The sequence below is a fragment of the Streptomyces sp. NPDC048639 genome, assembly GCF_043199075.1.
Lineage (GTDB): Bacteria > Actinomycetota > Actinomycetes > Streptomycetales > Streptomycetaceae > Streptomyces.
Map to the genome: position 1 here is coordinate 398953 of NZ_JBICVP010000006.1, position 20960 is coordinate 419912.

The following is a 20960-nucleotide window of genomic DNA, read 5'->3' on the forward strand; positions in this document are numbered from 1 at the left end:
GCACGGCACGTAGTACGGCGGAGGCGTACCGCACGAACGACGCAGGCGGGCACGGCACATACGGCGGGGCGGCGAGCCTCGGCCGGACCGTCCCGGACGGGGCTCCGTAAACGGCTCCTACGCGGCGGGCGTCATCCGGTTCCCCGACTCCGGCTCGGCCCCCCGCTCCATGTGCTGCTCCACCCGCGGCACGAACGTCACATGCCGGTGGCCGCGCCGCAGGTCCACCTTCAGCCGCAGACCGCCGACACGGGCCAGGATCAGCCCCACGGCGACGGCCGCAACGGCCGAGATCAGTCCGCCGGCGAGGAAGCCGGTCCGGGCGCCGTGGACATCGGTGATCCAGCCCACGAGCGGTGCGCCCAGCGGCGTACCGCCCATGAAGACCATCATGAACAGGCTCATCACGCGCCCGCGCATTGCCGGGTCGGTGGCGAGCTGCACATTCGAGTTGGCGGTGACGTTGATCGTCAGGCCGACCATCCCGATCGGCACCAGCAGCGCGGCGAAGATCCAGAAGGCGGGCGCGAGGGCCGCCGTGATCTCCAGCACGCCGAACAGCAGGGCCGCGCCGACCAGCAGCCGCAGGCGCGAGGTGCGGCGGCGGGCGGCGAGCAGGGCGCCGACGAGGGAGCCGCCCGCCATCAGCGTGTTGAGCAGGCCGTACGTACCGGCGCCCGCGTGGAAGACATCGTCCACGAACGCGGTCAGCCAGATCGGGAAGTTGAAGCCGAAGGTGCCGATGAAGCCGACCAGCACGATGGGCCAGAGCAGTTCGGGCCGTCCGGCGACGTAGCGCAGCCCCTCCCGCAACTGGCCCTTTCCGCGCGGCACACGGTCGACCGGGTGCAGCTCGCCCGTCCGCATCAACAGCAGGCCGGCGATGGGGGCGAGGAACGACAGACCGTTGAGCAGGAAGGCCCAGCCGCTGCCGACGGCGGTGATGAGAACACCGGCGACGGCGGGCCCGACCAGCCGGGCCGACTGGAAGTTGGCGGAGTTGAGGCTGACGGCGTTGCGCAACTCGCGCGGGCCGACCATCTCGGCGACGAACGCCTGGCGCGCGGGGTTGTCGACGACCGTGATCATGCCGAGCAGCAAGGCCATGAGATAGACGTGCCAGACCTGGACCTGGCCGCTCAAGGTCAGTACGGCGAGGGCGAGTCCCGTCAGGCCCATCGCGGTCTGGGTGATCAGCAGGAGCTGCCGCCGGCCGAAGCGATCGGCGATGACGCCTCCGTAGAGCCCGAACAGCAGCATGGGCAGGAACTGCAGAGCTGTGGTGATACCGACGGCGGTGGACGATCCGGTGAGGGTGAGCACCAGCCAGTCCTGGGCGATGCGCTGCATCCATGTGCCGGTGTTGGAGACCACCTGTCCGGTGGCGAAGAGCCGGTAGTTGCGCACCTTCAGGGAACGGAAGGTGCCCCCGCGCGGCTCGGGCGGGGCGTCGGCGTCGTCGCCGGGAGCGGCGTCGCGGGCGACCGTGTGGTCCTGCGGGGCGCACGGCTCGGCTTGCGGCGTGCAGCTCTCCTGCGGAGTGCGAATGCCGGGCTCGTGCGGAGTGCTGCGCTCATGCGGAGAGCTGCGCTCATGCCGGGTGCTGCGCTCGTGCGGGGCGCCCGTGGTGTCGTGGCGGGATTCAGGTGCGGGGGCGGAGTCTGCTCCGGGTCCCGTACTCAAAGTGGGTTCGCCTCCTCGTCGTGTCGTGGTCCGGTCGTCCTTCGCCTGGTCGATCAGCTGCTGCGGTCATCGTTTTCGGTGCGGTCCGGCCCGGCGGGTCCTGGGCCGTGCCGTGGCCCGGTGCCGTACGGGGGTTCCGTCGATCGGGGCCTGTGTCCCTGCGCAGTGGGGCGGCGCGGGTCTCGTGCTCCTACAACTGCGCGAGTTTCTCCAGGACGGGCGCGGCGGCGCGCAGCGCGGCCCATTCCTCATCATCGAGGCCCCCCGCGAGCTCGGCGAGCCAGGCATTCCGCCTGCGCCGGCTCTCCTCGAGCATGCTTTCCGCGCGCTCGGTCTGCCGGACGACCTTCTGCCGGCGGTCGTCCGGGTGCGGTTCGAGCCGTACGAGCCCTTTGGCCTCCAGCATGGCCACGATGCGCGTCATCGACGGCGGCTGGACGTGCTCCTTGCGGGCCAGCTCCCCGGGGGTGGCGGAGCCGCAGCGCGCGAGCGTGCCGAGCACCGACATCTCGGTGGGGCTGAGGGACTCGTCGACCCTCTGGTGCTTCAGCCGGCGCGACAGGCGCATGACGGAGGACCGCAGGGCGTTGATGGCGGCTGCGTCGGCGGCGCTGCTCGATTCCGGCATGTCCTTAGCGTAACTCATTACCCAAGCTAAAGACCAGCCGGTGCACAGCGGCTCCGACGGGCGGCCGGAGGGGCTCGACGGACCAAACCCCCGGTCACCCATATGAGTGAGACGGCTCCGGAAAGTGACGCGCGGAACGACCCGGGGCCGGGACCGTACTCGTATGGGATCGATGGGATCGGATGTGCTCAGTCTTCGGATGGATCGCGGCCTTCTCGAACGGATCCGGCGGCACGCGGCGAAGCGGGGCATGAGCGTCCAGGACTACGTGGTCCGGACACTCGCGCGCGACGACTTCGACGAGCGCTTCAAGGCGGCGGTCGACGAGACGGAGAAGTTCTACGGCCTGACGTGAGGGACGGCGGGGCCGGGCCCGCCCACTCCCGGGGGTGGGCCACGGGCGCCCGCCGTCAGCCGACGCCGAGTGCCCGCTCGATCGGGCTGAGCAGGAAGTACACGAGGAAGCAGACGCCGACGGCGTTCAGCAGCCATGGCACCGTGCGGAACCTGCCGGTGGCCGCCCGCAGCAGGATGAAGGACAGCACGCCGAGGCCGATGCCGTTGGTGATGCTGTACGTGAACGGCATCGAGACCATGGTCAGGAAGGCGGGGGCCGCGATCGTGGGGTCGCTCCAGTCGATCTCCCGGACGTTGCCCGCCATGATCAGGTAGCCGACCACGACGAGCGCCGGGGTCGCCGCCTGGGACGGGACGACCGTCGCCAACGGTGTGAACACCAGGGCCAGCAGGAACACGGCGCCGGTCACCAGGTTCGCCAGCCCCGTCCGCGCGCCTTCGCCGACGCCCGCCGTGGACTCCACGAAACAGGTGGTGGCCGAGGCGGAGCCATAACCGCCGGCCGCGACGGCGGCGCCGTCCACCATCAGGACCCGCCCCATGCGGGGCAGTTGGCCGTCCTCGTCGGTGAGTCCGGCCTCCTCGCCGACGCCGATGATGGTGCCCATCGCGTCGAAGAAACCGGACAGCAGGACGGTGAAGACGAAGAGGCAGCCGGTGAGCAGCCCGACTTCGTGGAAGCCGCCGAAGAGGCTGACCTCGCCGATCAGCCCGAAGTCGGGTGTGTCCACGACCCTGTCCGGCACGGAGGGAACGGTCAGTCCCCATGCCTGGTCGGGAATGGCGGCGATGGCGTGGATGATGATCGCGAGCACGGTCATCGCCACGATGCTGATCAGGATCGCGCCCTTGGTCTTGCGGATGACCAGCACGAACGTCAACGCGAGCCCGAGGACGAAGACCACGACCGGCCAGCCCTCGAGACGGCCCGCGACGCCGAGACCGAGCGGCACGGTGGTGTGGGCGGAGTCCGGATTACGGGTGACGAACCCGGCGTCGACCAGGCCGATCAGCGTGATGAACATGCCGATGCCGATCGCGATCGACCGCCGGAGCCCGGGCGGGATCGCGTCCAGCACGCGCTGCCGGAGACCGGAGGCGACGAGGATCATGAGGACGAGCCCGGCGAGGACGACCATGCCCATCGCGTCCGGCCAGCTCATTCTGGGCGCGAGCTGGAGCGAGACGACGGCGTTGATGCCGAGACCCGCGGCGAGGGCGATGGGGACGTTGCCGATCAGCCCCATGAGGATCGTCGTCAACCCGGCCAGCAGGGCGGTGGCCGTGACGAGCTGGGCAGTGTCGAGCTGATGGCCGAACTTGTCGGTTCCAGAACCGAGAATGATCGGATTCAGCACGACGATGTACGCCATGGCGAAGAAGGTGGCCAGCCCGCCCCGGATCTCACGAGGGACGGTCGACCCCCGCTCGGAGATCTTGAAGAACCGGTCGATCGCGCTCGGCGCCGGATGGGGCGGCGGCTGCGGCGCGTCGACCTGGGCGGTGGCCGGGGAGGGCATAGGGGACCTCGGTGGTGCGGTGGTACCGGCTTCGACGGAACGGCTCCCGGACGGCATCACCGAGCGGCGCTGCCGGGCCGGGCGGCGGAGCACCGATGAAGCCCTGAACACAGAACGACTGGGTCGACCTCGGATGATTCAACGAAAGAAACCGGTCAGACCCAGACCGGGTCAGTATGAATGCGCACACGGGAGATCACCATCTCCGCGCGTAGACGGTCGCGCCCCCGCTCGGCCGCGGCGGGGGCGGGCGGTGGAACCGCGGGCGGGCGGCAGAGCTGGAGGAAGGACGGGCGGTGAAGCTGCAGGGGGCACCCGCACGGCCGTGGGCGTTCGGCCCAGAGAGCCACCCACCCGGACGAGAGCCGCGGCGGCGACGATGTCCGCCTGCCGGAGCTGCGCGCGCCTGACGCAACGGCCCCCGGGGACGGGACGTACGGCACGGTGCATAAGCTTGGGGCCACGACGATCGAACCGAAAGGCGCCCGGACGATGGCGAAGTGGACACCGCGGCACGAAGCCCCGGAGCCCCTCGAGGGCAACGTCGTCGCCACGATCACCGGCGGCACCGCGCTCTGGTTCGTGCTCTTCCTGGTGCAGCTCCCCTTCTACGCGTGGTTCGAGGACCGCGGGCACCTGTGGTGGCTGTGGACCTGCCTCGCCGGTGGCGGGCTCGGTCTCATCGGCGTCTGGTACGTCCGCCACCGCGACGCCGCGCTCCGGCGGGCAGCCGCCGCGGACGGCGTCGAGCCCGGACCCTAGGGCCGGGCACGCCGGGTCTCCCGATCCGTGGGGTCCGCCCCGGGACCATCCGTGGGGGGGGCCGCCCCCGGGCCGAGCCTTTCGCGCCCTTCCCCGTCACGAGGGACGTCGTCGCGGAGGGTGCGGCGAGCCTCACGTCGGACGTCGCCGCGGAGGGTGCGGCGAGCGCAACCGTCCCAACGGGTGAGGCACGCCGTCCGCCCGTACCGTCGAACTCATGAGGCAGCGGCCGTCGAGCCACTCCGGAGAGCCCTCGCAACAGGGCGGCTCCGGGCCCCGGGCGCGGCAGGCCGTCGGCGAGGGGGCGGAGCTCGATCCCGTACACCCCGTCTCCCCTCCGGTGCGGGACCCCGGGACGGCACAGGGCCGGGACACCGAACCCACCGCCGGGGGAACCCCGACCACCGGCACCGAACCCACCGCCGGGACCACATCGACCGCCGGGACCACCCGCACCGACCCGCCCGTCGCGACCACCGCCACCGACCCGCCCGTCGCGACCACCGGCACCGCCGCGATCGGGCTGACCGCCGCCGAAGTCGCCGAACGGGTGGCGCGCGGCGAGGTCAATGACGTACCCGTACGGTCCTCGCGCTCCACCGCCGAGATCGTCCGCGCCAATGTCTTCACCCGCTTCAACGCGATCATCGGCGTCCTCTTCCTGATCATCCTCGTCGTCGGCCCGATCCAGGACGGCCTCTTCGGCTTCGTCATCGTCGCCAACACCGCGATCGGCATCATCCAGGAGCTGCGCGCCAAGAAGACGCTGGACAGCCTCGCGCTCATCGGCGAGGTCCGCCCCACCGTCCGCCGCGACGGCACGTCCACCGAGGTCGCCACCTCCGCGATCGTCCTCGGGGACCTCATCGAGCTGGGCCCGGGCGACAAGGTCGTCGTCGACGGCGATGTGGCCGAGGCCGACGGCCTGGAGGTCGACGAGTCCCTGCTCACCGGCGAGGCGGACCCGGTCCTGAAGCACGCGGGCGACCACGTGATGTCGGGCAGCTTCGTCGCCGTGGGCGGTGGCGCGTTCACCGCGACGAAGGTCGGCCGCGAGGCCTACGCCGCACAACTCGCCGAGGAGGCCACCCGCTTCACCCTCGTCGCCTCCGAACTGCGCAGCGGCATCAGCCGGATCCTCAAGTACGTGACGTGGATGATGATCCCGACCGCGATCGGCCTGATCGTCAGCCAGTCCGTCGTCGAGGACCACGACTGGAAGGAAGCGGTACGGCGCATGGTCGCCGGGATCGTGCCCATGGTCCCCGAAGGGCTCGTGCTGCTCACCTCGGTGGCCTTCGCGATCGGCGTCATCCGACTCGGCCGCAAGCAGTGCCTCGTCCAGGAGCTGCCCGCGATCGAGGGCCTGGCGCGGGTCGACGTGGTCTGCCTCGACAAGACCGGCACGCTCACCGAGGGCGGCATGGACGTATCCGAACTGCGGCCGCTGGGCGGCGCGGACGAGGGCCGTCTCCGCACGGTCCTCGGCGCGCTCGGCGGGTCCGACCCCCGTCCGAACGCCAGCCTGCGGGCGATCATCGAGGCGTACCCGGACGGGGCGGGCTGGCGGTGCACGCAGTCCCTGCCGTTCTCCTCGGCCCGCAAGTACAGCGGCGCGAGCTTCCAGGAGCACGAGTCCCCCGACGCGAGGCGTCCGGACGGGACCGGCACGGACGGAACCCGTACGGACTGGGCCGACACGGACGGGGCCCCCTCCGAAGAGGCCCGTGCGGACGGAACCCGTACGGCCGGAACCCGTACGGCCGGAACCCGTGATGATGGAACCCGTGCGGACGCCGACCGGGAAACCGCCCCCGCCACCAGCACCTGGCTCCTCGGCGCACCCGATGTCCTCCTCCCCGCCGGCGACCCCGCCCTCGCCGACACAGACCGCCTCAACACCCAGGGCCTGCGCGTCCTCCTCCTCGCCCGCTCCGAACGCGACCTCGACGACCCCGAGGTGTCCCGGAACGCGCAGCCCGTCGCGCTCGTCGTCCTGGAACAGCGGCTGCGCCCGGACGCATCCGACACCCTGCGCTACTTCGCGGACCAGAACGTCGCCACGAAGGTGATCTCCGGTGACAACGCGGTATCCGTCGGCGCCGTCGCCGCGAAGCTCCGCCTGCCGGGCGCCGAGCACCCCGTGGACGCCCGTACGCTCCCTGCCGAGCGGGACGTGATGGCCGAAGGGCTCGACGCGGGCGCGGTGTTCGGGCGGGTGACGCCGCAGCAGAAGCGGGACATGGTGGCCGCGCTGCAGTCACACCGGCACACGGTCGCGATGACCGGCGACGGCGTGAACGACGTCCTCGCCCTCAAGGACGCCGACATCGGCGTATCCATGGGTTCGGGCTCCGAGGCGACCCGGGCCGTGGCGCAGATCGTGCTGCTGAACAACAGCTTCGCCACCCTGCCGTCCGTGGTCGCCGAGGGCCGCCGGGTCATCGGCAACATCACCCGCGTCGCGACCCTCTTCCTCACCAAGACGGTCTACTCGGTGCTGCTGGCGATCCTGGTCGTCTGCGCTCAGGTCCCCTACCCCTTCCTGCCCCGCCACCTCACCCTGCTGTCGGTGCTGACGATCGGCGTCCCGGCCTTCTTCCTGGCGCTCGCCCCCAACAAGGAGCGCGCGAAGCCCCGCTTCGTACGGCGGGTGATGCGGTACGCCGTCCCGGCCGGTGTCATCGCGGGGCTGACCACCTTCGCCACCTACCTGCTGGCGCGCTACTACTACGCGGGGCCGCGTTCGCTGGAGGCCGAGACGAGCGTGGCGACGCTGGCCCTGTTCCTCATCGCCCTGTGGGTGCTGGCGATCGTCGCCCGCCCGTACACGTGGTGGCGCGTCGCCCTGATCCTGACGATGCTCGGCTGCTTCCTGGTCGTCCTCGCCACCCCCTGGCTGCAGGCCTTCTTCCAACTCCGGCTGGTGGGCACGACGATGCCGTGGACCGCCGTCTTCATCGCGGCGGTTGCCGGGGTCGTGCTGGAGGGCACCTGGTGGTGGGTCCATCACCGGCACCCGGACGACAAGGACGGCTGATCCCGGCGGCAGAGGGGACCCGGAGTACGGCAGGAACCGGGCGCACCCGGAGTACGGCAGGGACCGGGCGCACCTGGAGTACGGCAGGGACCGGGCGCACCCGGGCCTACTGGTCGAACCAGCGGTCGCGCGCCAGCTCCTCCGTCCGCGACGCGTCCTCCAGGAGCGCCGCGACCTCGAAGCGCCGCTGCCACGCACCGGCCGCCCACGCCAGGCCCGCCGCGACGCCCTCCAGGGTCGCCGCGTGCAGCACACCGTCCGGGGTCAGCCGCCAGTCCGCCTGCACCCCGTCGACGAGCAGCTCCTCGTACTCGACGTAGTCGGCGGGGGTCGCGGGGCCGAGCAAGGTCCGTACGGAGTCGGGGACTTCGTACGTCTCGCCCGGGGCGTCGTCCTCGCCCTCGCCCTCGCCCGCCGGTGAGGTGACGCGGCCCTCGTACACCTCGCCCAGCCGCGGTACCTGCAGCAGCTCGGCCAGGTCCGCCGCCCGTCCGGGCGGTACGGGCAGCAGGGCGCGGCCCGCCGCGAGCGGTAGCAGGTCGGGGGCGTCCGCGACGAGGGCGTCGGAGGCGTCCACGACCCGCACCTCGCCGTCGACGACCGCCCGCAACTCGTCGGGCAGCGTGACCTGTTCCGGTTCGAGCAGGGCCAATGCGCCGTAGAGCGCGTGCAGTTGCACATGGCCGACGGGACGGTCGGGGTCGGCGAGGCGGCCCAGCAGCTCGGCGGCACCGCCCGGTTCGTCGAGCAGCGCCCGGACGGAGGTCCGCACGCCGAGGGCGCGCAGCACCTGCTCGTCGTCGAAGCCCTGCGCGTCCGCCGGGTCGTACAGACCGGCCAGCAGCGGGTCGCTGCCCGCGGCGCGCAGCCCGGCCGGGCGACGTCCGCCGAGCACGGGATTGCCGCGCAACCACCAGGCGGTGTACGGGCGTACGGTCTCGGTCGTGCCGTCCGGCAGCAGTACGCGCACCCGCGCCGTCAGCGCCTCCCGCAGCGGGGGCTGCGCCAGCAGGGCGAGCGCCTGCGGCCAGGCGTCGTCGTCGACCAGGTCGAGGTCACGGACACCGATGACCTCGGCGGCGACCGGCGGTACGGGCGTCTCCGGCAGCCGGTCGAGCACGTCCTCGCACCACACGTCGACCGAGTCGCACAGCCCGACGTCGTCGGACTCGGCGAAGTCGGCGTCCCGCGGATCGAGTTCGTCGGGATCGAGAACCACGTCGGTGGCACGGACGAGGGCGAAGGTGGCCATGACCCCGACGGCGGTGAGGGGCTGTTCACCCCACCGCTCGGCCAGATCGGCGTCACAGGCGGCCAGCTCTCCCTCGCGGATCACCTGCTCGAACGGGCTGCCGGGAAGGACGAGTTCACCGGCAGGGGCGAGCTCGCCGTCCTCGTCGGGGAGTGCGAGGGCGGCCAGCCAGGGCTCGTCGCCGGGTTCGAGCCGGGCGTCCCGTACGAGCGCCAGGACGGCCTCGGCCAGCTCCTCGGCGTCGAGCGTGTCCGCGTCCTCGTCCCAGATCTCCCCGCTGTCCAGGGAGTTCGCGACGGCGGCGCGCACCTGGGGGGAGGTCAGAACGGCACGCGGGGTGGCGGGCGTCGCCCCGAGCTTCTCGAGGAGGGGGTGGGCGGCGTCGGGATGCGCGACCTTGAGGCCGAGCCGAGCCAGCGTCGCCGCGCCGGCCGACGGCCGGTCCGGGGCGCGCTCGCCGGACGGTGCGGGGATACGGGTCGCGCCGCCGTCCGCGCGTCCGGCGCGACGGTACTCCTCCTCCGCACTGTCGTCGTGACCAGGGACCGGCAGCAGCACCTGGCGGGGCCCGATGGTCGTACGGCTTGCCCCGGAGCCTGCGACCTGGGTGGGGGTGCCCCCGGCGGAGCCGAGGGGAGTGCCCCCGGCCAGCGGCACGGGCAGGCCGCTGAGGCGGTCGGGGTCGACGCCGGTGAGGCTGTCGTAGAGCCGCCACCACCAGTCGGCCGCGCGCTCGACGCCCGCGAGCCGGTCGATGATCTCGCCGAGCGGGACGCGCGGGACGCCCAGCGCCCGCAGTTCGGACCGCCGCTCCAGCCCGGCGGGCAACAGGTTGGGGAACAGATCGGCCAGAACACGTACGGTCTCGGCTCCCGCACCCTCGACGATCTCGGCGTCGACGGGGCGCAGCGCGCCGGTCGCCTCGCCGGCGGGGCCGCTCTGCGCGAGCCCGGCACCGTCCCAGCCGTCGCCGCGCGCCTCGCCCGCGTCCGCCGCCGCTTCCGGTGCGGCCTCCGTGGCGTCCTTGGCTTCCGTGGATTCCGCGGCCTGCGGGGTCTGCGCGGCATCCGGAGCCTGTGCCGTCTCCGTGGCCTGCGCGGGCACCGCGGCCCGGGGCAGGAACGCCACGCGCGGCAGCAGGCGCAGGATCTCGCCGCGCAACCGGCCGTCCAGTTCGCCCTTGCCGAGCGGGCCGGGCACAAGGCCGATGGAACCCGTGCCGACGGGCCGCCAGTCCTGTACGAGAGCGGCGTACGACTCCGCGGCCTGCCGCACGAGGAAGTCCGTGAGCGGCCCGGGTGCCGCGTGACGGCGGGTCGGATCCAGCGGGAACGAGGCGATCAACAGCGCGGGCAGGTCGAGCGGTTCGTCGGTCGGGGTGGGCGCGTGGACCATGGGCACCGTGCCGGGGCGCGCGGGCGCGCCGTCCCCGTTCTCGTCGACGGGCACGGCCCACATCACCGACCAGACCGGGCGCAGCCGCTCCTCCACGGGCCGGTCGGCGAGCAGTTCGGGCGCCAGCGCCCCACCGGCGGTGGCGGTGCGCCAGCGGGTCGTGCCGTGCGCGCTGTCCTCGACGACGGTGCACGGGCCGTCCTGACGCCGGGTCAAGGTCCGTACCCCGTCCGGGGTTTCCACCACGACCTCGGACAGGCCGGGGAGGGCGAGGAGCAGCGCGTCGTCGACGCCGTCGAGGAGCCGGGCGGCGAGGTCCGCTGCGGCACCGTCGCGAAGGGGCAGGACGACGGAGGTGTCGTAGCCGACGGGGGCGGTGCCCTGGGCGGGCAGCGGCAGACGCAGGAGGGGCACGTGCCCGTCGCGGCGGCGGAGTTCGTCCGAGAGTGCGGATGCGGAGCGGGAGCCGGACGCGGCGGTGCCGGTCCCGCCAGGGCCGGTCCCGGGGGTCTCGGCGGTCTCGGCGGTCTCGGCGGTCTCGCGTGCGAGTTCGCGGGCCTCGGCGAGGGACCACCGGACGCCGCCCGCGCGTCCCACGACCGCGGGTTCGTCACTGACGGCGAGGACGGCCGCGAAGCCGACGCCGAAGCGGCCGACGGTCTGCGCCGATTCCTCGTCGCGCTTGGCGGAGGCGCGGAGGGTGGACAGCGACTCGACACCGGCGGCGTCCAGAGAGGCGCCGGTGTTGGACGAGACGAGGACGGCGGGGGTGCTCTCGGCGGCCGTCCCGTCGCCCGGCCCGGCGGGGTGGAGGGTGAGCCGGAGGCGCCCGGAAACCCCGGCGCGGGCGGCGGCATCGGCGGCGTTCTGGGCCAGCTCGACGACGAGCCGATCGCGGTAGCCGCCGAGCGCGAGGTCCTCCTCGGCGTTCGCGTCCTCGCGGAACCGGGCAGGGGACGCCGCCCATGCGTCCAGCACGCCGCGCCGCAGCCGCGCCGTCCCGAACGGGTCCTCCCCGTCGGTCGTCGCCCGCACCATCGCCGTGCCGCTCACGTTTCGTCTCCCTGTCGCCGCACCACCGCTTGTCAGCGCAGAACGTACCGCTTGCGAGCGGTCTCCGGTTCCCCCGCCCAGCGCACAACCGGAACACCCGCCCGGGCGCAACCCCGCACCATGGGTGCGGTTGCCCGCAGGGCCGGACGCAAACCGTCGGGAACCGCCGCCGGCTTCGGCCGGGAACCGGAATCGCCGGCACACCGGCGCCGCGGCGGGGCCCGCGAGCCGGACCGCGCGGACGACCGCGGGCCTCGCTTCGCGGATGTCCATCGCCCCGCATTGCGGACGACGGCCGGTCTCACGCCGTGGTTGACCATGGGACTTGCGGTACGGGGACCGCCGGTCTCACGCCGCGGGTGTCCATCGGCCTTGCAGGGCGGATCCACCGGCCTGTGGACGGTCACCGAGCTGTGAGGGGCCATCGGCCCATGGGCGGCCATCAGTTCATGGGCGGCGATCAGCCCGCCGGCGGCCACCAACCCCATGGGCGGCCATCGGCCCAGGGCGGCCATCAGCCCATAGGCCTGCCGGCCTGTTCTGACGGGACCCACAAATGGGCCACCCCCGCGGATGCCCGTCGGTTCGTCCGGCTCCCGGTCTCGTCTTGCGCCTCCGGCGCAAAACCGAGCATGGGGGCGGCGGGGACGGCGGCAAGGGTCCACTGCCGCCCACAACCCGGTGACACGCCAAGCAAAGAACCGGACCACCACCACGGACACCCAACGGCTCCACCGGCACCCCGTCTCATCTCACATCTCCGGGCGCAAACCGAGCATGAGGGCGGCTGAGGCCACCTCGAATTCCGGCGGCTCGATGACCAGTTGGGCATCAAGCAGCCGCCTTCGGTTGCCCTCTGCAGAATTACTTGACCCGAGGCAAGCATTCGGCAACGGGTGCCCTCGTCCCGCCGCGCTTCTCGCAGAGCCCACCGGCGTTGGCCCCAGCCGTACACCCAGCTCACGGCCGAGCGACCACCCCAGCAGCCCGCCCCGCCCTTGGTGCCCGGCCCTGCGCCGAAGGCGCGAAACGAAAGCCGCAGCCGCCCGATCGCCTCGACGGCGGACCGGCGCGCAACGCAGCCTCGGTTCGCGGCAGGCAACCCCTCCGACCGACAGGCGAGAACCCGCGCCCGACTCACTGGAGCGAAACCCGGATACCGCACGTCACGACCCGCCCAACGACCAGCACGTCACGACCCGCCCCCGACCAGCACCTCGGAGCCCGATCCCGCCCGGGGCGTCCAGGTCCGTTCCCGAACGGCACGTCGGAGCCCGCCCCCGACCAGCACGTCAGGGTCCGTTCCCGACCCACAGGTCAGGAGTGGCCGAGTTCTTCCTCCGGCGCCGTGTCCTCCACCGAGCCGCCCGTGCGGTCCGGGCGGAGCGGGAAGGGGTCGACCTTCGTTTCGTCGATCACCGGCGGGGCCGGGCGCGGCGGCTTCGGCATGACCGCGGCCTCCGAGTGGCCGCCGCAGCCGAACGTCAGCGAGACGACGCGGCCGTCCGCCGGGGAGAACTCGTTCGCGCAGACGCCGAACGCCTGCCGCAGCGAGCCGGCGAGCGGAAGCAGGAAGCCGCAGGAGACGCACGCCGCGGGTGCCGCCTGGGCCATCGTGGTCTTCGGGCCGTAGCCCTCCTCCCAGCGGTCCGCGGCCGTGTGCAGCCCGTAGCGGGAGAGGACACGGGCGCGGCGCATGCCCAGTTCCTCGGCGAGGGCCGAGATGCTGCCGCGCGCCGGGGGAACCGGCCTCGCGGCGTGCGGGGCCGCGGACGCGTCCGCGCCTTCCTCGGTCGACCGGAGGGCTGCGTCGCCCGCCCGTTCCTTGCCCGCGCCTGCTCGTTCCCCGGCGTCGCCCGCCCGGGACGTGACGTCGGCCGCGTCGCGCTCGATTCCGGCCTCGTCCGTCACCACGGAGTTCGGCGGCGGCTCGTCCTCGCCGGTGTAGCCCGGCTCCAGGCGGAGGTCGTCCGACTCGATCGGCAGAAGATCGCCGGGGCCGAGGTCGCCCGGCCGTAGCCGCTCGCTCCACGGCACCCACTCCGGCGCGAGCAGCGCCTCGGGGCCGGGCAGCAGCACGGTCTCGTCGAGCGTGACGGCCTTCGCGCGGGACGCGCGGGTGACGGTCACGGCCCAGCGCCAGCCTCGGTAGGCAGCATCGCGGCACGCGAAGAAGTGCGTGACGACCCGGTCACCTTCCGCCACGGCCCCGAGGTGGTCACCGACCGAGTCCTCGCCCGCGGCCTCGACGGCCGCGCCGAGGGCGAGTTCGACCGCCTCGGCGCACACGCGGTCTGGGGTACGGCTTCGCATCGTCGCAGCACTCACAAGAATCGATTCTCTCCTACGCCGTATCACGCGTGCGCCAGCCGGACCGGGCCACCGGCCGGACGGCCGGACAGCCGGAGGGCGGCGGACGGAGCGGACCGCAGGACCGCGTCGACGTCCGCGCCCGATCGGCCTCGGGCGCACCTGCTACAACCCATTCTGCGGGATCGCCGACAGGTGCGCGGCCAAGAACGACGCCGGTGCGCGCAACGCACGCTACCCCGCCGGAGGCCGCGCGGCCCACCCTCCCCCTCTCCTTGGCCCGGCGGACCGGAAGCTGACATGCCGCCGGGCCCGCGAAACAGCCATGCCTTGTACGAGTTGGGGCAGTATGACGGGGTGGCAGCCGACTGGTCGTCCGCACGCACGAGTCCGCTCCGGCGTATCGGCGCGGCGGTCGGACGTGCCCTGCATCTGCCGTTCACCGCCACCGCTCGTGCCATCCGCCGCGTCACCCACGCGCACGGCGCGGGCGAGTCCGGGCTCGGCAAGCTGATCGAACTGCACGCCGTGAACGGCGCGGGCGACATGCTCATCACCATCGCCCTCGCGTCGACCGTCTTCTTCTCGGTCCCCACCGACGAGGCCCGCGGCCGCGTCGCGCTCTATCTGGCGATCACGCTGGCGCCCTTCGCGCTGCTGGCTCCCGTCATCGGCCCGATCCTCGACCGCTTCCCGCACGGCCGCCGTGCGGCGATGGCGGCCTCCATGCTGGCCCGCGCCCTGCTCGCGCTGACGCTGTCGAACGCCGTGATCACCGGCGGCATCGAGCTGTACCCGGCGGCGCTGGGTGTCCTGGTGGCGTCGAAGGCGTACGGCGTGGTGCGCAGCGCCGTCGTACCGCGACTGCTCCCACCGCGCTTCGCGCTGGTCAAGGCGAACTCGCGGGTGACGCTCGGCGGTCTGCTGGCCACGGGCATCGCGGCGCCCGTGGGCGCGGGGCTGCAGATGATCGGGTCCGGGTGGCCGCTCTACGGCGCATGCGTCGTGTTCTGCCTGGGGGCGTTCCTGGCGTTCACGCTGCCGCACAAGGTGGACTCGGCGAAGGGCGAGGGGAAGGCCCGCTTCATCTCCCACGCGTTCCCCGCGCACCACAAGCCACAGGAGTCCCACCCGACCGGGGTGACCGGTGCCGGTGCCTCGCGCGCCGCCCACGCCCCCGTGTGGTTCGGCAGGCTGAGGCGCCGCGGCGGCTCCGGGGAGCGGCGGCCGAAGAAGCCCGGTCTGCGGAGCGTGGGCCCGTCCGTGCTGCACGGGCTGCAGGCCAACGCCACGCACCGCGCGCTCTCCGGCTTCCTCATCTTCTTCCTGGCGTTCCTGCTGCGCGAGCATCCGCTGGGCGACCGGTCCGCGGCGTTCTCGCTCGGCATGGTGGCCGTCGGGGCGGGCGTGGGGAACGCGCTGGGCACGGCCGTCGGCGCCTGGGTCAGGTCCCGTACGCCGGAGCGGATCATCGCCGCCGTGCTCGCTCTCGCGCTGGGCACCGCGATCGTCTCGGCCGTGTTCTTCAACCAGGTGACGATCACGGCGCTGGGCGCCGTTGCCGGATTCACCCAGGCCCTCTCGAAGCTGTCGCTGGACGCGCTGATCCAGCGGGACGTACCGGAGACGGTGCGCACCTCCGCCTTCGCGCGCTCCGAGACGCTGCTGCAGATGGCGTGGGTCGTCGGCGGCGCGGTCGGCATCTCGCTGCCGCTCAACGGCGTCCTGGGCATGTCGGTGGCCGCGGCGATCTGCGCGGCCGGAGCGGCGTTGACCGTACGGGGACTGCTGACCGCCGGACGCCGCGGCTCGCCGCACCCCCGCGTGGCGTGAGAGGAACGGACAGATAGCCTTCGCGCATGACCTCTGCGCTTTTCAGGAGCAAGACCCGCCGCACCGCTGTGGCAGCCGGTGCCGCCGTTCTCGGCCTCGTCGCCCTCTCCGCCTGTGAGAAGCCGACCCCGCTGGCGACGGTCACCGTGGGTTCGAACTCCGCGTCCGCCGAGGCCGCCTGCTACAACGACGGCGAGGGGATCTCCCAGAAGAAGCTGCAGGAGTGCTTCTCCGAGAAGTCGGGCAAGAAGGTCACCGTGCACGAGGGCGAGAAGGTCCGCGTCGGCGTCGACCCGGAGATCGCCGAGTCCGGCTGGGTGATGGTCGTCAACGGCCAGCCCACGATGGCCGAGGCGAGCAAGGACACCTACCGCTCCTTCGACTTCGACCGGATCTTCGCCCCGCAGCAGGGCCAGCCGGGCGGGGCCGCCACGGCGCCGAAGACCGCCAAGGTCGCGATCATCGAGCTGACGGGCGGCGACAAGCCCAAGGGCCTGTGGCAGTTCAACCTCAGCAAGGCGTCCTGACGGACCGCCGCACCGGGCGATCGGGCATCGACCGATGAACGGGCCGGGGACACGGCCCACGCCACCACCGCCGGACGCGCAACCGCGGCCGGTGCGCCTCCTCGTGGTCACCGCCGTGACGGCGGAGGGGGACGCGGTGACCGCGGGCCTGAGCGACGCGCGGGCCGTACCGGCCGATGCGCATGTCATCACGGCCGATGCCCCCGTCGTACCGGCCGATCCCGCTTCCGGCGTACGGGCCGATGCGCCTCACGCTGTACGGGCCGATGCGTCCGGCGCTGTACCGGCCGCCGCCCACGCCCCGCTCCGGCGGATGCGCCGCGCCGGGCTCCTCGCCGATGTGCTCGCCGCCGGGGTCGGCCCCGCGGCCGCCGCCGGCGGCGCCGCGACGGCGCTGACCACCGCCGCGCTCGCGGGCCTCCCGTACGACGTCGTCGTCTCGGCCGGGATCGGCGGCGGGTTCGCGCCTGTCGCCCCGCTCGGCAGCCTCGTCGTCGCGGACGCGATCGTCGCCGCGGATCTGGGCTCCGAGACCCCCGACGGGTTCGTGCCCGTCGACGCGTTGGGCTTCGGCCGTACCGTGCACCACCCCCCGGCCGGGCCTGCCGGGCGCGCCGCGAAGGCGCTGGAGCGCGGCGGCCTGCGGGCCCTGCTCGCGCCCGTGCTGACCGTCTCCACCGTGACCGGCTCCGCCGAGCGCGCCGCCGTGCTGCTCGCGCGCCACCCGGGCGCGGGCGCCGAGGCGATGGAGGGGTTCGGGGTCGCCGAGGCCGCCGCCGCGCACGGTGTGCCCGTGCTCGAAGTACGGGCGGTCTCCAACCCCGTCGGCCCGCGCGACCGGGACGCCTGGCGGATCGGCGAGGCCCTGGCTGTGCTGCGGCAGGCGTTCCGTCTGCTCACCCCGATCGTCGAGGAGGAGTTCCGATGACCCCGGCCGCCCAGGACGACGCCCTGCGGATCGCGTACTCGCCGTGCCCCAACGACACGTTCGTCTTCCACGCGTGGGCCCACGGCCATGTCCCCGGCGCGCCCGCGCTGGACGTGACCTTCGCGGACATCGACCTCACCAACGGCATGGCCGAGCGCGGCGAACTGGACGTGCTCAAGGTGTCCTACGCCGTACTGCCATGGATCGCCGACCGGTACGCGCTGCTGCCGTGCGGCGGGGCGCTCGGCCGGGGCTGCGGACCGCTGGTGCTCACCCGCGAGCCGGGCCTGGACCTCGCCGGCCGTACGGTCGCCGTGCCGAGCGAGCGGTCGACCGCCTACCTCCTCTTCCGGCTCTGGGCCGCGGACAAGGTCCCGGGCGGGGTGGGCGAGGTCGTGGTGATGCCGTTCCACGAGATCATGCCCGCCGTGCGCGACGGCAAGGTCGACGCCGGGCTCGTGATCCACGAGGCCCGCTTCACCTACCAGGACTTCGGGTTGCACTGCCTCGCGGACATGGGCGAGCACTGGGAGTCCACGACCGGTCTGCCGATCCCGCTCGGTGCGATCGTCGCCCGCCGCGACCTCGGCGAGGAGCGGCTGCGGGCCCTCGCGGACGCGGCGCGCGACTCGGTGCGCATGGCCTGGGCCGACCCGGAGGCGTCGCGGGAGTACGTGATGGAGCACGCGCAGGAGATGGATCCGGCCGTCGCGGACCAGCACATCGCCCTGTACGTCAACGAGTTCACGGCCGGTCTCGGCGACGAGGGCTACGCCGCGGTGCGCGCGCTGCTGACACGCGCCGAGGCCGAGGGGCTCGTACCACCCCTCGACCGCGATGCGCTGAGCTTCTGAATCGCCGGGTTTCTGCATCGCCGGGTTCCGGCGCGCTGAACTCGCGCTGATCCGCCGACGGTGGCGGCCCGCGCAAGGCCGCCCGCGTAAGGGCCGGTGCTAGACGTCCAGTTGGTCGGCCACCGCCCGCAGCATGCCCGCGATCTTGTTGCCGTGCGTCTTGTCCGGGTAGCGGCCGCGCTCGAGCTGCTGCGCGACATTCTCCAGCAGGGTCGTGAGGTCCTGGACGATCGAGGCGAGTTCGTCCGGCTTGCGGCGCTGTGCCGCCGCCACCGACGGTGCCGGGTCGAGCAGGGTCACCGAGAGGGCCTGGTCGCCGCGCTGGCCCGCGACCACGCCGAACTCCACGCGCTGGCCCGGCTTGAGCGTCTCCACTCCGTCCGGCAGCACGGAGGAGTGCACGAAGACGTCGCCGCCGTCGTCGCGGGAGAGAAAGCCGAAGCCCTTCTCACTGTTGAACCACTTGACCTTGCCGGTAGGCACGTCCGTCCTCGTCCTCGTGATCGTCGGGGAAAAACACACGCGGAAACAGCTCCGGAGAGCAGTACGGCGGGCCCGTCGGACCCGCCGACTCCAAGGCTAATGGCCCGGGGCCCGGTGACAAGACGTCCCCGGGTGGTTCCGATCCGCTCCCCGAGCCCACCTACCCTGGTCGGGTGACCCATGAAACCCAGCGCCCGGCCGCCGGACCGGGCGACCGCCTCGTCCGTATCGGCGTGATCGTCTTCGTCGTGGGCGCGGTTGCCACGATGGCCACCGTGACCCCGCTGTTCCTCGGCGCCGAACCGCTTCCGTCGGCCGCCTACTTCGTGTCCATGCTCATGGGCGCCGGGTTCGCCGTCGCCGCGGCCGGCGTGCTGCGCTCGGTGGCGGCGCAGCGGCGTCAGGCCAGGGACGCGGCGCGGCCGGCCGCGTAGCGCTCCAGCCAGGCCGGGAAACCGGTGAGATCGGACAGCACGACATCCGCGCCGGCGGTACGCAGTTCGGCCGCGTCGCACGGACCGGTGGCGACCGCCACGGACAGCGCGCCCGCGGTACGGGCACCGCGCACGTCGCCGGTGTGGTCGCCGACGTAGACCGCGGCCTCGTGCGCGGTCAGCGCCTCCGCCTTGGCCTCCGCCCAGAGCCATCCGATCACCGCGTCCGCCTCGATGCCGAGGTGCTCCAGGTGCATCTCCGCGTTGGGCTGGTGCTTTGCGGTCACGACGATGGCGCGGCCGCCCAGCCCCCGCACCGCGGCCAGGGCCTCGCGCGCGCCCGGCATGGCCAGGGTCGGGGCAATGGCGTGGGCGGGGTAGAGGGAGCGGTAGAGGTCGCCCATGGCCGCGATCCGCTCCTCGGGGAACCAGTGCGCCAGTTCATCCTCCAGCGGCGGCCCGAGCCGGGTGATCGCGAGATCGACGTCGATGTACGTCCCGGTCTCGGCGGCCAGGACCTCGTACGCGGCCTTGATGCCGGGCCGGGAGTCGATCAGCGTCATGTCGAGGTCGAAGCCGACCGTGAGCGCGGGTATGGGCATGTCCCTCATTGTGCCGCCCGCGGTCATGGGCACGCGCGGCCCCCTTATGCTGAGGCTTGCCTAACCTGCCGCACAGGATCGGGTCATCACACCGGGCGGGACGAACGGGCCGCGGACAACGGCCCACGGAGAACGGGCCGCAGACCGCCGGCCACGGACAACCGAGCCCCGACCACAGAGATAGAGAGAAACGCGAAGGGACCGATGACAGCCGCGACCGCCACCGGCCCCGGACGCGTTCTGGTGGCCCGCCGCCTCGCCTGGACCACCGCGGCTGTCGCCGCCCTGCTCCTCGCGGTGCTGCTGAGCCTCGCCGTCGGGGCGCGCGCCATCGCCCCCTCCGCGGTCCTCGACGCCCTGCTGCACGGCGGTACGGGCGAGACCGCCGAGATCGTCCGCACCCTGCGCGTCCCGCGTACGGTCATCGCCCTCATGGTCGGCGCCGCCCTCGCGATGGCGGGGACCGCCATGCAGGGCATCACCCGGAATCCGATCGCCGACCCCGGCATCCTCGGCATCAGCCAGGGCGCGGCGGTCGGTGTCGTCCTGGCCATCTCCTTCGCCGGGGTGCACTCGCTCACCGGCTTCGTCTGGTTCGCGTTCGCCGGCGCGGGCATCGCGTCCGTCGCCGTGTACGCCATTGCCTCCAGCGGGCGGGGCGGGGCGAGCCCGGTGAAGCTCGCGCTCGCGGGCGCCGCCATCAACGCCCTTCTCGTTTCGGTGGTTCACGCCATCCTGACCACGGACGCCGCCACGCTGGACGAGTTCCGCTTCTGGCAGGTGGGCTCGGTCTCCGGGCGCGAGGCCGCCGTCATCCACCAGACCTGGCCGTTCCTGGTGGTGGGCACCGTGCTCGTACTCTCCGTCGCCCGCGGCCTCGACGCGCTCGCCCTGGGCGAGGACGTCGCCAAGGGCCTCGGCCAGAACGTCGCGACCGTACGGATCGTGGGCGGGCTCGGCGCGACGGTCCTCACCGGTGTGGGGGTCGCCGCCGCCGGCCCCATCGCGTTCGTCGGCCTCGCGGTGCCGCACATCGCCCGCGCGGTCGTCGGCACCGATCACCGATGGGTGCTGCCGATGGCCGCTCTCATCGGGCCGGTGATGCTGCTCGTCGCGGATGTCGTCGGCCGGATCGTCTTCCCGCCGTCGGAGGTCCCGGCGGGTGTGGCCACGGCCCTGATCGGCGTCCCGTTCCTGGTCGCCCTGGTGCGCCGCAGGGCGGTATCCGCATGAGGGGCGGTATCCGCATGAGGGGCGGTATCCGCATCAAGGGCGGGCTCGGCCGGGAGCACATGAGGG

16 protein-coding genes are annotated in these 20960 nt (G+C 73.0%); 9 read left to right on the forward strand and 7 right to left on the reverse strand.

What is annotated here, in order from left to right; genetic code table 11:
- Positions 1–117: 117 nt before the first annotated feature.
- Complete coding sequence (locus tag ACGFNH_RS19055; protein ID WP_393655097.1) at positions 118–1683, reverse strand: MFS transporter; 1566 nt, start codon at positions 1681–1683, stop codon at positions 118–120.
- 190 nt (positions 1684–1873) lie between these two features.
- Positions 1874–2311 carry a MarR family winged helix-turn-helix transcriptional regulator gene (locus ACGFNH_RS19060; RefSeq protein ID WP_393655099.1) on the reverse strand — a complete coding sequence of 146 codons (438 nt, stop codon included), beginning with the start codon at positions 2309–2311 and terminating at the stop codon, positions 1874–1876.
- Positions 2312–2483: 172 nt separating this feature from the next.
- Here ACGFNH_RS19060 and ACGFNH_RS19065 point away from each other — a divergent pair, with 172 nt between their 5' ends.
- Positions 2484–2666 carry a ribbon-helix-helix protein, CopG family gene (locus tag ACGFNH_RS19065; protein ID WP_393655425.1) on the forward strand — a complete coding sequence of 61 codons (183 nt, stop codon included), beginning with the start codon at positions 2484–2486 and terminating at the stop codon, positions 2664–2666.
- A gap of 55 nt (positions 2667–2721) precedes the next feature.
- On the opposite strand, the gene ACGFNH_RS19070 is transcribed toward ACGFNH_RS19065, so the two are convergent.
- A complete protein-coding gene (locus ACGFNH_RS19070) occupies positions 2722–4188 on the reverse strand; it encodes an NCS2 family permease (protein WP_393655101.1) in 1467 nt (488 codons plus the stop codon).
- A 492-nt stretch (positions 4189–4680) separates the two neighbouring features.
- On the opposite strand from ACGFNH_RS19070, the gene ACGFNH_RS19075 reads away from it, so the two are divergent.
- Both ACGFNH_RS19075 and ACGFNH_RS19080 read left to right on the forward strand, forming a co-directional pair.
- The gene (locus ACGFNH_RS19075; RefSeq protein ID WP_393655103.1) at positions 4681–4950 is read left to right on the forward strand and encodes a DUF2530 domain-containing protein; all 270 of its coding nucleotides are present in this window, start codon (positions 4681–4683) and stop codon (positions 4948–4950) included.
- Between the two features lie 217 nt (positions 4951–5167).
- On the forward strand, positions 5168–7990 hold the full coding sequence (locus ACGFNH_RS19080; RefSeq protein ID WP_393655104.1) for a cation-translocating P-type ATPase: 2823 nt from the start codon (positions 5168–5170) through the stop codon (positions 7988–7990).
- Between the two features lie 106 nt (positions 7991–8096).
- Here the strand turns inward: ACGFNH_RS19080 and ACGFNH_RS19085 are convergent, their stop codons facing one another.
- The gene (locus ACGFNH_RS19085) at positions 8097–11675 is read right to left on the reverse strand and encodes a sacsin N-terminal ATP-binding-like domain-containing protein (protein ID WP_393655426.1); all 3579 of its coding nucleotides are present in this window, start codon (positions 11673–11675) and stop codon (positions 8097–8099) included.
- A gap of 1332 nt (positions 11676–13007) precedes the next feature.
- Positions 13008–14018 (reverse strand): DUF3027 domain-containing protein, encoded by a 1011-nt coding sequence (locus ACGFNH_RS19090; protein WP_393655106.1) that lies wholly within the window; start codon positions 14016–14018, stop codon positions 13008–13010.
- 282 nt (positions 14019–14300) lie between these two features.
- Between ACGFNH_RS19090 and ACGFNH_RS19095 the strand changes: the two genes are divergently transcribed.
- The 4 genes from ACGFNH_RS19095 to ACGFNH_RS19110 all read left to right on the forward strand — a co-directional run bounded on the left by ACGFNH_RS19095 (position 14301) and on the right by ACGFNH_RS19110 (position 18142).
- Positions 14301–15833, forward strand: a complete 1533-nt coding sequence (locus ACGFNH_RS19095) for an MFS transporter (protein WP_393655108.1) — start codon at positions 14301–14303, stop codon at positions 15831–15833.
- A gap of 26 nt (positions 15834–15859) precedes the next feature.
- Positions 15860–16360: a hypothetical protein gene (locus tag ACGFNH_RS19100; RefSeq protein WP_393655110.1), complete on the forward strand. Its 501-nt coding sequence runs from the start codon at positions 15860–15862 to the stop codon at positions 16358–16360.
- Positions 16361–16451: 91 nt separating this feature from the next.
- A complete protein-coding gene (locus ACGFNH_RS19105; RefSeq protein WP_393655112.1) occupies positions 16452–17288 on the forward strand; it encodes a futalosine hydrolase in 837 nt (278 codons plus the stop codon).
- On the forward strand, positions 17285–18142 hold the full coding sequence (locus ACGFNH_RS19110) for a 1,4-dihydroxy-6-naphthoate synthase (protein WP_393655114.1): 858 nt from the start codon (positions 17285–17287) through the stop codon (positions 18140–18142). The genes ACGFNH_RS19105 and ACGFNH_RS19110 overlap by 4 nt, the downstream gene beginning before the upstream one ends.
- Before the next feature lie 99 nt (positions 18143–18241).
- Here ACGFNH_RS19110 and ACGFNH_RS19115 read toward each other — a convergent pair whose 3' ends face one another.
- Positions 18242–18625 (reverse strand): cold-shock protein, encoded by a 384-nt coding sequence (locus tag ACGFNH_RS19115; RefSeq protein WP_393655116.1) that lies wholly within the window; start codon positions 18623–18625, stop codon positions 18242–18244.
- A 173-nt stretch (positions 18626–18798) separates the two neighbouring features.
- On the opposite strand from ACGFNH_RS19115, the gene ACGFNH_RS19120 reads away from it, so the two are divergent.
- Positions 18799–19059 carry a hypothetical protein gene (locus ACGFNH_RS19120; RefSeq protein WP_393655117.1) on the forward strand — a complete coding sequence of 87 codons (261 nt, stop codon included), beginning with the start codon at positions 18799–18801 and terminating at the stop codon, positions 19057–19059.
- Here ACGFNH_RS19120 and ACGFNH_RS19125 read toward each other — a convergent pair.
- Complete coding sequence (locus ACGFNH_RS19125) at positions 19026–19661, reverse strand: HAD family hydrolase (protein WP_393655119.1); 636 nt, start codon at positions 19659–19661, stop codon at positions 19026–19028. The two genes, ACGFNH_RS19120 and ACGFNH_RS19125, sit on opposite strands and share 34 nt — an antisense overlap.
- A 204-nt stretch (positions 19662–19865) precedes the next feature.
- Here ACGFNH_RS19125 and ACGFNH_RS19130 point away from each other — a divergent pair, with 204 nt between their 5' ends.
- Complete coding sequence (locus ACGFNH_RS19130; protein WP_393655121.1) at positions 19866–20894, forward strand: FecCD family ABC transporter permease; 1029 nt, start codon at positions 19866–19868, stop codon at positions 20892–20894.
- The last annotated feature ends 66 nt before the right edge of the window (positions 20895–20960 follow it).